The 13,723-nt window shown below is 58.0% G+C and carries 12 protein-coding genes; 4 read left to right on the plus strand and 8 right to left on the minus strand.

Going from position 1 to position 13,723, the window contains the following annotated elements:
• Positions 1-355 precede the first annotated feature (355 nt).
• The gene (locus tag ACG873_RS01485; RefSeq protein WP_394885758.1) at positions 356-622 is read left to right on the plus strand and encodes a DUF982 domain-containing protein; all 267 of its coding nucleotides are present in this window, start codon (positions 356-358) and stop codon (positions 620-622) included.
• Positions 623-639: 17 nt separating this feature from the next.
• Here the strand turns inward: ACG873_RS01485 and ACG873_RS01490 are convergent, their stop codons facing one another.
• Both ACG873_RS01490 and ACG873_RS01495 read right to left on the minus strand, forming a co-directional pair.
• Positions 640-2,262, minus strand: coding sequence for a calcium-binding protein (locus ACG873_RS01490; RefSeq protein ID WP_394885760.1), 1,623 nt, complete (start codon positions 2,260-2,262; stop codon positions 640-642).
• Between the two features lie 247 nt (positions 2,263-2,509).
• Positions 2,510-2,695 (minus strand): hypothetical protein, encoded by a 186-nt coding sequence (locus ACG873_RS01495; RefSeq protein ID WP_394885761.1) that lies wholly within the window; start codon positions 2,693-2,695, stop codon positions 2,510-2,512.
• Between the two features lie 920 nt (positions 2,696-3,615).
• Here ACG873_RS01495 and ACG873_RS01500 point away from each other — a divergent pair.
• The gene (locus tag ACG873_RS01500) at positions 3,616-3,762 is read left to right on the plus strand and encodes a hypothetical protein (RefSeq protein WP_394885762.1); all 147 of its coding nucleotides are present in this window, start codon (positions 3,616-3,618) and stop codon (positions 3,760-3,762) included.
• A gap of 177 nt (positions 3,763-3,939) precedes the next feature.
• Here the strand turns inward: ACG873_RS01500 and ACG873_RS01505 are convergent, their stop codons facing one another.
• Genes ACG873_RS01505 through ACG873_RS01520 form a run of 4 tightly spaced genes read right to left on the minus strand, consistent with a single transcriptional unit; the run spans position 3,940 to position 9,447 of the window.
• Positions 3,940-5,505: an adenylate/guanylate cyclase domain-containing protein gene (locus ACG873_RS01505; protein ID WP_394885764.1), complete on the minus strand. Its 1,566-nt coding sequence runs from the start codon at positions 5,503-5,505 to the stop codon at positions 3,940-3,942.
• 25 nt (positions 5,506-5,530) lie between these two features.
• Positions 5,531-5,902 carry a response regulator gene (locus ACG873_RS01510; protein WP_031255744.1) on the minus strand — a complete coding sequence of 124 codons (372 nt, stop codon included), beginning with the start codon at positions 5,900-5,902 and terminating at the stop codon, positions 5,531-5,533.
• A gap of 54 nt (positions 5,903-5,956) precedes the next feature.
• Positions 5,957-8,689, minus strand: a complete 2,733-nt coding sequence (locus ACG873_RS01515) for a response regulator (RefSeq protein WP_394885768.1) — start codon at positions 8,687-8,689, stop codon at positions 5,957-5,959.
• A complete protein-coding gene (locus ACG873_RS01520) occupies positions 8,686-9,447 on the minus strand; it encodes a Tll0287-like domain-containing protein (RefSeq protein WP_394885769.1) in 762 nt (253 codons plus the stop codon). Before ACG873_RS01520 ends, ACG873_RS01515 begins: the two co-directional genes overlap by 4 nt.
• Before the next feature lie 1,090 nt (positions 9,448-10,537).
• Here ACG873_RS01520 and ACG873_RS01525 point away from each other — a divergent pair.
• Together ACG873_RS01525 and ACG873_RS01530 are read left to right on the plus strand one after the other, a co-directional pair.
• A complete protein-coding gene (locus tag ACG873_RS01525; RefSeq protein ID WP_394885771.1) occupies positions 10,538-11,224 on the plus strand; it encodes a recombinase family protein in 687 nt (228 codons plus the stop codon).
• A gap of 50 nt (positions 11,225-11,274) precedes the next feature.
• Positions 11,275-11,478 (plus strand): hypothetical protein, encoded by a 204-nt coding sequence (locus ACG873_RS01530; RefSeq protein WP_394885772.1) that lies wholly within the window; start codon positions 11,275-11,277, stop codon positions 11,476-11,478.
• 143 nt (positions 11,479-11,621) lie between these two features.
• Here the strand turns inward: ACG873_RS01530 and ACG873_RS01535 are convergent, their stop codons facing one another.
• Complete coding sequence (locus ACG873_RS01535) at positions 11,622-11,753, minus strand: hypothetical protein (protein WP_394886158.1); 132 nt, start codon at positions 11,751-11,753, stop codon at positions 11,622-11,624.
• Between the two features lie 1,138 nt (positions 11,754-12,891).
• The gene (locus ACG873_RS01540; RefSeq protein ID WP_394885774.1) at positions 12,892-13,041 is read right to left on the minus strand and encodes a DUF1059 domain-containing protein; all 150 of its coding nucleotides are present in this window, start codon (positions 13,039-13,041) and stop codon (positions 12,892-12,894) included.
• Positions 13,042-13,723 lie beyond the last annotated feature (682 nt).

Below are 13,723 nucleotides of genomic sequence, written 5' to 3' on the forward strand. Positions count from 1 at the left end.
AATGGCCGTCCTGCCCGGCATCCCGGCGGCATCCGAGACGAGGACGCGGAGCGCGATCGCGGCGTCCGCGAAGGCAGGAACCCCCGGGGGCGCCGTGAGCAGCGGCTCGAGCGGGTTGCCGGTCGGCGACACGAGGACCCGAGGCCGCATGAGCCCGCATGAGCCCGCAGCGCAGGCATGCAGACGAGGTGAGTATATCGTTGAAGAACCCGCTTGTCTGAAACCGTTTGCCTGCTACGGCATCAGCAAGAAACCCGCCGCTAGAGGATTAGACGACCGGCGGCGGCTCCTGCTTCCGAGGACAAGCGATGGAGCAAATTCGTCCGAGTCCAACTGGGACCGGAGAAGCGAGAGAATGTCCTCTACCCGGGCAGCCGCGAAATGCCTTCTTCGGAACTGGCCAACCGACTGGGGTCCGCAACATAGGAATGCACGGATAGTCTGTGTTGCCGTGCTGAAGGGAGAGCAGTCACCCGACTTTGCGCGCGAGGCATTCATGACGGGTGGGGTCGCAGATTCAATCCCTGCATCGCCCACCATCCCCTTTAAGCACCGCAAAGTCAGTTCCTCGGTTTCGCGTTGGCCGCAGCGTTTCTATAGAAGGGTCGCGCCGGCAACATAGCTCCGGCGCCACCCCCATCAGATGATGAAGAAATCGGCGTTCGTCAGACCCAGTCCTACACCCACGGTGGCAAAGTGGACCGAGCCGCCTGCAGCGTTGCCATTGCTGTCGAAGGTCAGTGCGCCGGTCGCGCTGTTATAGATGATGCGGTCGTCGGCAGCCGCTGCCCCGGCACCGATGTGGAAGGCGCCGACGGCCAATGCGCCCGCCGCGAGGCCACCATAGACGGCGTTGTCCAGGTGGAAGGTGTCGGCGACTACATTGTAGTCCGTGATCGTGTCCCTGTTGGTCACAGCGTTGGGCGCAGTGGTGAACTGGAAGATGTCGTTGCCGAGGCCGCCTATCAGCGTGTCGAGACCGATGCTGCCATTGAGCGTATCATTGCCGGTGGCACCGTTGAGGGTGTCGTTGCCGGCCGCGCCGTTCAAGATATTGCTCGCGGCGTTGCCGGTGATCAGATTAGCGAGCGCATTGCCGGTGCCTGATGTGTTGCCGACTCCGGACAATGTCAGCCGTTCGACCGCGCTGAATATTTGAGTGGCGCTGGCCAGATTGAAGCTTATCGACGATACGACGGTGTCGATCCCATTGCCGCCGTCGGCGAGTTCGTCGACCCTGTCACCGATATTGTCGACATAGTAGAAGTCGTTGCCTGCGCCGCCGCGCATATCGTCGGCGCCACCCGCACCATTCAAGGAATCATTGCCCCCCAGCGCGCGTATGCGGTTGCTGAAGCCGTTTCCTGTGAACACGTCATTGAAATTTGTGCCTCGGATGTTTTCGAAATTGAAGAGCGTGTCTTGTCGCCCAAATCCGTCAATGGCGACGCCGGTTGTCAAGTTGACATTGACGCCAAGATTGCCGCCGCGGTTCGAATCGCGATCATAGCGAATTTCGTCAATTCCGCCGGCGCCATTGAAGCTGTCCCGGCCGCCCAAGCCTGCAAACTGTTCATCGGCGGCCGAACCGACCATGATATCTGCGAACTGCGTGCCGCGAAAACCCTCTATCCCTGTAAACGTCTCGCTGTTGCCCCAAGGATCGGTGACGGTTCCGGCCTGGACGTTAAGATTAATTCCTCGAAGGGCCGTAGGGTCGTGGTAGGCATCCTCGAAGCTAAGGTGATCGAAGCCGACGCCTCCGCTGTAAGTGTCGTCGCCAGGGCCGCCGACCAGATGATCGTCGCCAGCGAAACCGTTCAGGAAGTCGTTGCCGGTGTGGCCCTGCAGGTCGTCGTTTCCCGACGATCCGTTGACTGTGTCGTTCCCGGACATCAGCCATCGGTTGAGGCCCCAAGCATCGAACGAACCGGCGGCATCGTTGAAATCTTGGAACGACCGATTGATCCCCGTCAGCGTCTGAACAACAGTCGTGCCGTTGTTCTGCAGGACTTGAATCGAAGTGAGAGTTCCGGCGATTCCATGGCCTTGCGCATCGTAGCTGAAGCCGGTGCCGATCAACTTTACTTTCAGGCCATTAGACAGTTGCAGGAACTGCTGGGTGGCCGTGGAAGAAATAACCGAGTAACCGGTCAGGTCGAGTAGTTCGCCAAGACTCGGGTTGTAGTCAAATCCTGGCAAGGGTGGGTTGTATCCTTGCGGATACACACCGCCCGGAAAAAACATCGTAGACGTTGCCATTGCAATTTCCCCTTTGCTAAAAAGATGGACAGATTTGTAACGTCATACGGCGCAAGATTGGCCATAGCTGGACAATTTCGTAGACCGTAAAAACTACAGGAATATTACCATCTCCCTAGTTAGCAAGGTACACATACTTGGCCGAACCTGCGACCGAATAATGGTGCGTAGGCCGGCCTTAAATCTACTCCTTTCGGAGAGTACTGGGGAAACCGCCCAGACTCGGATCACTCCCTCAGGGCTGGCTTCATCCGCCCGGCCTTGGGTTGATAAAGCGATCCATCCGTTCATGCAGCGTCGACACGCTGCCCTTAATGTCCCTGACGCCGATCATCACCTCGTCGCGGAACTCGCGAAGGCCGGCCTTTGTGATGTAGGTTTCAGCGACGTGCAGCTTGTGATCGGCAAGCTGGTTGCTGAGCAGGTTTACCATCGCGCCTGCGGCATCTTCCCGGCCTGCAGCTTTCTCGACGAGATGCTGGTGTCAGAAGCTCGACCCGGCGACGGTCGCCAAGGCCGGCCGCTGGGCAGACCTGGCGCTGATGCTGCGCACCTATGTCCATGCCGAGGACCCGAACGCGAAGGTTCGGGAAGCGCTCCGCCGGCCGGGAGAGCGCCGCCGGCAATGGCCTTTCCGGTAGCCATGGCCATTTGACTGCCGGTCGCCCCCCATAAACCGAGTTGACGTAGGGGAAAGAACTACTAGGCTGCTAGTTAGGACAGGAGAGAACAAGCCATGCCTAGAGGGATATCAATATATATTGCGCTAGCTTCAGTGACGATGCTCTTGGCGCAGGCCGCAGAGGCCAAGACGTACAGTGACAGATCCTGCAGAAAAGACTACAAGCGTTTGTGCCCGAATACCCCAATATCTCGTTGTGACCTTGCCACGATGCTGAGCGAACTTTCGCCAGCCTGCAGGGCCTTCGTGGAGAAGAATAAATAACACGAAGGGCCGCGCGAAGCGGGCTGGTGGACGCAGCGGCAATGTTGCCGAGAACCCCCGCATCGTTACCGAAACGGTTAGCCGCCGCGCCCATCACACCTTGCCGGCAAGGCCGCGGCGGAAGTGTGGCTGCGGGAACCTCGCGGAACGCTTGACGGGCACTGACGAGTTCGGAGGAACTGGCGCTACCCACCCCGTAAGCCCGAGGCAGCGCCAGTCTTCATACAATGCGCCCCCCGGCGCATGGCTAAACGCTTTTGGGTTTCTCCCGCCCTAAAGTGATCAGCGCTACAATTAATCATTGACCAAATGGTAAAATCAAGCGGCTCTCCCAGAAATTCTTCCGTTGTGTCCAGAGAGCAACTTACATTTCTAGTGGACCAAAACGCGCGCTTCCCGCGCCGCGGTTGGCTGCCTCAAAACTGTCGCTCCTTCCAGCCGTCCAAGGAGCGAACTCCGGCATCTCGCCGGGCGAGGCGCGCGATCTGATCGAGCGCTTCGGCAACGATCGCGAAACGCTGGAGCAAGAAGCCAAAAAGCTCAAAGGCAGCTGAACGATGATCATGATCGATATTCTGTTGATTTGACCGATCAGGTCAACTTCTCCAGGCGTGGCTGTCAAAATCTTTTCACTGCGGACGCTTGCTGCCAGGTAGTACGCAGCGGATACTCGTTTACGCGGCGCCGTAAGCACAGTGTCGCTTTGTGGGGTTCCCTGAGGCAATCAGACATCAGGGTCGAACGAGATAGGTTTCCATCTTCCCGACGCCTCTCAGTTCCACAATGCAGCGCGGTTCGAGCTCCCAATGGGTGTGTAACGCGCGTCTGGTTGCCTCTGAGATTTGCATGCGGTCCGCCACGCCCTGGGACTCGAGCCGGCTTGCGATGTTCACCGTCTCTCCCCAGACATCGTAGACGAACCGATGTCGGCCGATTAGACCGGCGATCACTGGTCCGGTGTGCACGCCGATGCGGACACGAAAACTATCGCTGCCTGATGCTAAGATCCTCAACGAGTCCAGCATGGATTTTCCCAGCGCCACGATCCGATCTGCGTGGTCGACTGCTGGCTCCGGAAGACCACAAGCGGCCATATACGCGTCTCCGATGGTCTTGATCTTCTCCACGGAATGCTTTTCCGCGAGGGCGTCGAACATGCCGAACATCTGGTCGAGGCGCTCGATAAGGTCCGGTGCCGGCAATCTTGCCGCGATAGGCGAGAAACCGACAATATCGGCAAAAAGGATGGTCACCTCCTCGAACCGGTCCGCAATGATCTCCTCGCCCCCTTGCAACCGCGCAACGATCTGATCGGGCAGGACAGCATGAAGAAGCGAGTCGGCCCGCCGCTTTTCCGCCTCGATCCGCTGAAGATACTGGTGCTCGCGGTCGCGCCAACGCTTCCTCTCCAGACTGGATTTGATCCGGGCGCGCAGCAGGACTGGATTGAAAGGCTTAAGCAAATAGTCGTCGGCTCCCGCCTCGATGCAGCGGACTACGGCGTCCACTTCATTCAGCCCCGATATCATGATGACCGGGATGTGTCGCCACCGGCGCTCGGCTTTCAATCGTGAGAGCACCTCGATGCCGTTCATGTCCGGCATCAATATGTCCAGCAGCACAAGGTCGAATTCGTGTTCCGCAAGGCGGGTCAGCGCGGACAAGCCTGATTCGGCAGTGACTACCTGATGACCGTCGTGCAGCAAGCGGCGCGAGAGGAGATCGCGGTTACTGCTAATGTCGTCGACGACAAGTACCCTGCCGTTGCCGCCCGAGAATGGATCGCGCTCCGTTTTGCCCAGCGCCATTTCGAGCCCTGCCGCATCGATCTCTGACAGATCCGTCGTCCATAGCCCGTCGTTGTCGCTGGCGCGCGAAAGGCCGGCAATTGCATCGACATGCGCCAACAGCTCCGCCGCAGCCGCGAGCATCACCCTGACATCTTCGTCCAATGCGTGTTCGTGCAATTCTTCGGCTTCTTCAAGGATCATTTCGGAGTAGCCGATAATCGCGTTGAGTGGTGTTCGCAAATCGTGGCGCAGTTTCGCCTCGATCTCGCGCCCTGTATGGTCCGGATAGTCGGCTTTGCCATGGATCAAGCTGTCGATGAGGCTGTTCAATTGCCGCGCAGCGGCGCCGACCCTCTCAAGATCTGGTGTGATGTGCACCAGACCGTGGTTCTGCACTTGTTCTAGCAGCAGTTCCTGAAATCCCGAGATTGCCCGTGCCGGTCCAGCAAGCCGCTGCGCCAGATGGGCGGCTATTGCGTGGCGTTGGAACTCGTTCTTGGCAGTCATGTCTCCAATCCGCTGACTCGGCGGTTCACGGATTTGCGGCAAGCAATTGCTCGATTTTCTGGACAAGCCTCGGCAGGTCAACCGGCTTGCTGTCGTAGTCATCGCAACCGGCCTCAAGCGCCAATTCCCGATCGCTGGTCATAGCATGCGCAGAAAGCGCAATTATAGGGATTCCGGAGGTGGCCGGATCAGCCTTGATCCGCCGTGTCGCCTCCCATCCGTCCATCACGGGCAGGCTCATATCCATAAGGATCAGATCCGGTCTTTCCGAAATGGTGAGTTCCACGCCCGATTGTCCGTTTTCCGCAATAAGCACTTCGAACCCACGCCGCGACAACCGCCGCGAGAGCATGTCGCGATTCATTTCGTTGTCTTCCACCAGAAGGATCCTCGTCATCTTCGACCTCCTCTAACCGTGGGGCAGCTCAACCATCCGCGATACCGGGCCAACCTAATCAGCTGCGGAAATCTGGCGTTCGAGGGCCTTGACCAATTGAGACCTGCTGTTTGTGCCCTTGGTCACAACGGCAACCGCCCTGTCGCGCAGCCATTTGAGCTCGTTCGTCGACAAATCCTTCGAGGTAACGACAACGACCGGAATATTCTGCAGTTCGGGCGTCTGCTGCATCTCGTTCAGTGTCTGGAACCCATCCATTTCTGGCATCAGCAGATCAAGCACGACCAGACGAGGCAACAATCGTTTCATCAGCCCGAGGCCGCGCACGCCGTCGCTTGCCTCGTGAACCCGCCAATCCTTCTTGATCAGGATACGCCGAAGGAAATCGCGGGAGGCCTGGTCGTCATCAATAACAAGCACATCGCGGTTGCCACCGCCGCATGCCTCTATCGTTTGTATCAGCTTCTCGGTGTCGATCGGCTTCGTCAGGTATTCCACCGCCCCGAGGGAGAGGCCGAGTTCGCGATCTGCAAGTACCGTCGCAAGGATCACAGGAATCTCGCAGAGCTCCTTATCGCTCTTCAGCGAGCGCAGCACTGACCAGCCGTCCTGATGAGGCATGATGATGTCGAGAATGATTGCCGCGGGACGATGCGCTCGAGCAGCGGCTATTCCTTCCTCTCCGCTTGCTGCTTGGAACGACGCCAGTCCCGCCTCCGCCAAGGCCCTAGCAATGACAGTTCGCGCAGCGGGTTCGTCATCTATGATCAAAACCGCCTTGCCCGGCGGCAGCGACGGCACCGGTTCGGCGGGGTTTTGCTCGCCAGGTTCTTCTTTGAACTCGGCTGGAATCTCCATTGTGAAGGTCGAGCCTTTTCCAAGTTCACTCTCGACCGTTACAACGCCTCCGATCATTCGGCAGAAGCTCCGGGTTATGCTGAGGCCCAACCCAGTTCCGCCATAGTTGCGAGTCGTGGATGCGTCCGCCTGAGTGAAAGCGTCGAAGAGCCGCTCTTGCTGCTCCGGGGTCATTCCGATCCCGGTGTCGGACACTTTGAACATCAGCCAATCGCCGTCCGGTCGTTTGTCGCGACGCAGCGTGAGTGTGACACGACCCTCTTCGGTGAACTTGGCGGCGTTGCTGAGCAAGTTGAAGAGGTTCTGACGCAGCTTCGTCTGGTCCGAATGCATTTTCCCGAGGTCGCCCTCGAGGTCCAGCACGAAACTGTTTCGGTTTTTCGCCATCAGAGGCGCGACTGTGGCCTGGACATCGCGCATCAAATCGGCGACATCGGACGTTTCCAGGAAAATTTCCATCTTGTTCGCCTCGATCTTCGACAAGTCGAGGATGTCGTTGATGAGCGCCAGGAGATGGCGACCGGCTGCGGCGATCTTCTCCAGTTCCGGGACGAACGCCTCCATTTGCTGGTCGCTGGCATCTTCGATCAGCATCTCGCTGTAGCCAATAATCGCGTTCAGCGGCGTGCGCAGTTCGTGGCTGACGGACGCGACGAAGCGGCTCTTGGCTTCATTTGTCGATTCAGCATGGCTCTTGGCCCGCTCGAGTTCGTCCTGTCTCTGCTTCAATTCCGTGATGTCGGTGTAAACGGCAACGGCGCCGCCGTCAGGCGTTCTTCGCCTGCTTACGCGAACCCATCGGTCGCCGAAGCGATCCTCACCGACGAAGCCTGCCGGATCTTTGTGGATGTGCAGCCTCTCGGCAATCCAATTCTCCGGCGACGCGCCCTCAAGGGCGACTTGCCCGCTCGCCAGGCGTCGCCTCAGGATATCCTGAAAGGTTTGTCCAGGAAGAGAAGCTCGCGAATGGTCGGGGAAAAATTCGCAAAACTTGCTGTTGGCCAGGATGACCCTGTCCTGCGGATCGAACAGGACAAATCCGTCAGAAATTGCCTCAAGCGCCGCTGCAATCGTCCGTCTTTGCCGCTCCGCCTCGTCTTCCAGTTGTTTCTTCTCAATCGCGCCCGCCCGAAAAAGCCGAAGCGTCCGCGCCATCGCGCCGAGTTCGTCGCCTCCCTCCATCGGTATTTCGACATCGTAGCGTCCTTCCGTCAGTTCGCCGATGGCCCGGTTCAGCCGTCGCAACGGGCCAACGATCGAGCGAAGAACGAGGAAGGTGAGAACTGACCCAATCAACAGCACGATGGCCACCAGAATGGCGGCGGCAGTCGCCGTTTTCTGGGCTTGCACTACGGCGTCGTTGCGAGCAGCTTCTGCCTCGGCGCTCACTTGCTCGACAAGTTTGTTAAGGGCGGCATCGACATTTGTGCTGTGAGTTCGCGCCTCGGCCAGGAGAGCGTTTCCAATGATGCGGTTGTCCTGAGTATAGCTGTCCGCCGCCTCCAGCGCCGTTTTGACATAGGCGCGGATCTCACTGCGGATTTCCCTCACTGCATCGGGGGATGATTTCGCAAGGCGGTCGAGTTGGTCCAGCAGTCGCTCACGCGCCTGCTCGGCGTTGCGCTGGGAGTTCATCAGCAAGCTGACTGACAAATCGGTGAGCCAGTATCGCAATTCGCCGAAGGTCACGTGCGTCGCAGCCGCGGTCGCCGCGAGGTCGAACAATGCCTTGGTGTCTGCTGTGCGGTCGGCACTGCGATAAAGCGCCTGCGTGAGAAGGAAGGAAGATACGATGAGGCTGATGAGGCCGGCCGCCGTCAGCGCAGCTACGCGGACGGCGATCGGCAGACTGGCAAGGCGACGTCCAAGGGATTTCGCCGGCGCGGGTATGGCTTCCAGCTCGTGGGGTGAGTGTTCAAGAGCGCTCATTTGAACAAGACGATGCTGATTGCACCCCCCAGATCGCCCGCTTTACCTCCCTCCTTTGGATATCCGGTCACATCGATCTCGCCCTTCGGCTCGCCGTGGCAGGAAAGGCACGAGTCCGTATAGTATTCGGGCAGCAGCATTCGAAATGCCGGGCGCCCGTCCACCTCGGTTACCTCCGTATAGGCCTCTCCCTTTGCTCTCTTCGGGTCTGAAAAGACGCTGACGATGATGTTGGCTTCCCAAGCGTCCGGAAGCGATTTACGGTTGCGCACGAGTTGCTCGGGCGCAGTCACCCGCACCAGAGCTTCGTTGCCGACCTTGGCGGCGAATTTCTCATTCAACAGACGCGCGAAAACGGCCGGTACGAAGCCCTTGAACCCGATCCCAGCGCGGTTGATGTCATCTTGCTGCTCGTCCACCACCTCCCGCATAGCCCCAATCTGGGCCTCAAGCAGACGCCGGTCGCGATTGGTCAATTCGCCGGAAAACGGGTCCTGGCCGGTGTTTTTTGAGTAAACGGCGATGGCCTCGCTCGCAAACCGCTCGCTATCGAGGTGCTTGTCGCCAAGTGCGGGATCGTTGATTAGTGTCTGATAGTTGGAGACAACGCTTCGCCCCGCGCGAAGCAATTCAGCAAGGCGGATTCCCATCGCGACATCTTCAGTAACTCCCGCTCCTATGGCAGCCGGCGCGAGGAACGCGCAACCGACAAGAGCAGCAACAATACTTCTCCGCGTCAAGGTTGACAGGGCCGACATCTTCTTTCCCCTCGAAGGATACCAAAAAGCAGTATAGCACGATGGAGGCTGATGGCGTAGAGACAACCGCCTATGCGCAAGCGATATTAGAGCGCATGCTCACACACCGTATACTTCACAGAAAAAACGTTTGTAGAAGAAATCGAGTGTTTGGGCTCTCACGTTGTTGGCTCGCATAAGTTGCATGCCATTTTGATCATTTGATCGACCATTGCCACCTAAATGAAAGGATGGCTATGTTACGAAAAGCAATCGGCATTTCGACCTCCAGAGAACGATTACCGCTTGCTGCCACCGCAGCGCCCAGCCCGAGGAGAAATGCTCGGCATCGGGATGGGCCAGTAGTGATACAACCAGTCCTTCGCGCGCTGAGTACCGCCCGTGCCGTCAATTCGAACCAATGATGAAGGGATGACTTCGATGTGGACGAATTTTCATTTTGTCACCGTTGGCCCATTCGCAGATGGTTCCGCCTTCGCGCCGAGCGAAAAGCTATGTGGATGTCAACGGACGGGCTGAGCCGGTCACCGGATGACATTCTAAGCAACATCCGTATCTCACGCGACGAAATCACGTGCGCTTTCACAGCGACCGAGATCCGAGTTGCGGTCGGGAATGGGATACGGCCTTGATTTTGATCGGCCCACAATTTCTGCCGAGTGCATGCCAAAGTCTCACTGGAGGCGACAATCCGAACTGATCCCGAGTTGATCGCGGCGCTGCCCGATCTTTACCTACTCGCCGGTTGTGATTCGTTTCAGTGGGTCGTCGTTCCGCGACTGCGCAACAATGACAGCTTACATGCCCCTGTGCAGACGTTATAGCTCTACGCCAGGAAGGTCGTTAACGGGTCAAATTGCGTCGTAGAACCCTTGTGATGGCTCTCATGCCGGTCGTCTAATCGGAGTGCGTCTGATCGACCACACAGACTGGTGCGACTGAGAGTCCTCAACCGGTGCCAAAGGAACATCCGAAGCTCGCCGGTCTCTGGAGATAAGCGTAATCAACGACTTAGAGGGTGCTTCTAAGGCACCTATGTGCAAACTGCAAACGGTGGTTTGCAGTTTGCACACCCCGCAGGATGAGCGAGATGAGCAGCGCGATTGCCTATTTCAGGGTTTCGACCCAACGACAGGGTCGCTCAGGTTTGGGCATCGAGGCCCAGAGAGCGGCAGTCACCCGCTTCGCCGAAGCAGCTGGCATCGTCCTTCTTCAGGAGTTCACCGAGGTTGAAACCGGCAAAGGAGCCGATGCGCTTGACCGTCGGTCTCAGCTTGCTGCCGCCCTCGCCGCAGCCCGCCAGGCGAAATGCCCGGTGCTGGTCGCCAAGCTCGACCGGCTCTCTCGCGATGTAGCATTCATCGCCGGACTGATGGTGCAGCGCGTGCCCTTTATTGTAGCCGAACTCGGTGCTGACGCCGATCCCTTCATGCTCCACCTCTATGCGGCACTCGCCGAAAAGGAGCGGCGCATGATCTCGGAGCGGACAAGGTCCGCCCTCGCCTCGCGGAAAGCCTACGGCACGAAGCTGGGTAACCCGAGCAACAGTGCCATGGCGGCGGCCAAGGGTCGCGCGGTCGCAATCCAGGAAGCTGACCGGTTCGCCGGAACCGTTCTGCCGATCATGCAGGAAATTCAGAAAGCTGGCGTTACCAGCCTCCGTGGACTGGCCATTGCGCTAAACCACCGCGGCGTCCGAACCGCGCGCGGTGGCCAGTGGCAGGTCTCGAACGTGAGAAACCTGCTGGCCCGGATTGCCGTCGATCCGCTTTTATAATCGGGAATATCTCGACCACTCGACTGCAGGGCTCCTTCGGAGATTGAGCAATGGCTGGCTGTGCCTACCTAAACTCCCATGACATCGCGCTCCTGAAACAAGTTTTCGACGAAATGTGCGCAAGTAACAAGACGGTGCCGGACTCCCCTGCCGCAGCCCATTTGGCAAAGGCGCTTGTGGTGGCTTTCGAAGACGGCATCCAGGACAAGGCAGGCTTGTTAGCGGCGGCCATCACGGATCAGAGGGCCGCATAGCAGCCCTACTGCCGCGTCATCTTCCAGTCCATCATAACAATGTTGGCGGGTCGTTTAGATTATTGCCGCGGTTGGGAACTCCAGCCAGTCCAAGTCACAAGCTGCGAGGCTGAGCATTTCCAAGCCGGCGTCGCAGGATACCGCTAGTAGCAGCCCTCGTCTCGCTCTTCGGCGGGGATGATGCTGACGTGGCCGCCAATCTCCAGAACAGCAAACTTGATCTGATCCAGCCGCTCCAGGCCGTGCTGTTCGCGGGCCGCGCTCAAAATTATCATCCAATACGTCCTCGCGCGCTGAATCACGATCTGCGAGCAGGTAACGATCGGCCAGCGCCGTGATCACTCGGGATCAGTTCGACTCGCCGCCGCGGGGACAGTGAGACCTTGGCATGCAACATGGCAGATACTGTGGGCTGGACAAATCATCGGTCGGCCGCATTCCGCCCCGACCCGGAACTCGGATTGGGACGCTTTGACAAAGCGCACGTGATTTCGTCGCGTGAGATACCAATGTCGCTAAGAATGTCATCCGGTGACCGGCTCAGCCCGTCCGTTATTATCCACATCGCTTTTCGCTCGGCGCGAAGGCGGAACCATCCGCGAATGTAGCCAATGGTGCCATTATGAAAACTTGTCCACATCGAAGTCATTCCTCAATCATCTGCTCGAACACACGGCACGGAACGGCACTGGCGGTATTCACCGCGAGAAGACCGGTTACGTCGCATCTGACTCGTCTCAATTCCGAACTTATCGGTCTCGGCCGGCTGGGCGCACCGCGGCGGCAGCGACTGCAACCGCGCCGGCGAGGGTTGAAATGCTGATTGTTTTTCGTAACATAGTTCTGTTTCCTTTCAGCGATGATGGTTAATCAAGCGATCAAGATGACATGCAGGTTGTGCTGGCCGACAACATAAGGCCATAACACTCATCTTCTTCTACAAACAATTGTCATGCTAAGTTTACGGTGCGTGAGCTTGCGCTCGAACACAACGAATATATATTTCAAAGCTAATTTTTTAGCTTTAGCAAGCCATATTTTAACGGGAAGCTTGACAAATCCACTGCTGACCTCTCGGTGCTCCACCCAGGGTGGTCGAGGGACGTTCGGCAAAAACGGGTTTGCGGGCCAGGGCCGCTTCGGAACGGGCGGTGGATGCTTCGGTCCTTCCCTAGGCGCTGTTCCATCAAGAGCGCCGAAAGAGCCCGTTGCGCGGCCCCTCTCTGGCGGCGGGTTATTTGCATTCAGGTAAGGAGAAGGTCAGCGCGAAGCGTCTGCCTTACGACCGGCTCGTGAAGAATGGATCGCTTTGCCAAGCGCACGCCACGACGACGAGCGAGAAAATAGCGGTAGCCGATACTGACGAGTGTCCGAACCTTGCCGCCGCGTAACCCTCGCCATAGAGGAACCCCCTTAGGCAGACCGCCTGATAAGAGCCTCGACCTGTGCTCTATCGTCAGAAGACCACAAGGCAGAGTCCTCTTTGTGGGCGAGTGAGGCATGGAGCTCAATGTGCTTCCATAGCTCTTCTTCCGTCTCCGCTTCGAACCGTCCTGGGCACACTCCATTCCCGGATACTCATTGCAAGCGTAGGAATAATAGCCCATTCCTGCCTCCCTTTTTCAGCCGCGCATGTCGGCTTCATTGTCGCCGCCAGCCGGCTTGTGCTCAAGCGTACCCATACTCAACCATCCCACGTCGCGTTCCAAAGCTATGCGCGTGGTCGGCTCCCGGCAAGAGAAGGCCGAAACTGCTATATACTCCATTCCGCCACCTCAATCTGACACAACTCGCGGCCTCGCTGAACGGTCAGCGCACCATACCCACTCCCCCCATTGTTAGGATCCGATCATCATGCATGGTTGCTTTTCAACTAGTGCAAATATTTCAGCCCTCTGGCATATCGCTTTAATTTCAAATCAGATGTAAATTGTAACGTTTCGTCGACTACTACCCTGATCGGCGGTGACAGCCATGGGGGGCTCGTCTTGGTAAATTTGACGAAGAGACTAGTCGCGGCCGTATGCGTGATTGCGCTTGCTGGCGCCGCTTACTTTTTCTGGAGCGAATACAACGAAGCACAGAAGCAGATCGAACGCGCGGGGCGGATCGAACGCGCGCGGAAAGTTAGGCCGACACCACGCTTGAAGGCATTGTCGCTTCGAGCGCCGCCAAAGGCCGAATCGCATCCAGGAAATAAGGCCTGATCTTCTAAGCACGCCACCATTCTGGTAACCGTCCGGTG

It is taken from the genome of Allomesorhizobium aridi, assembly GCF_043769475.1.
Lineage (GTDB): Bacteria > Pseudomonadota > Alphaproteobacteria > Rhizobiales > Rhizobiaceae > Allomesorhizobium.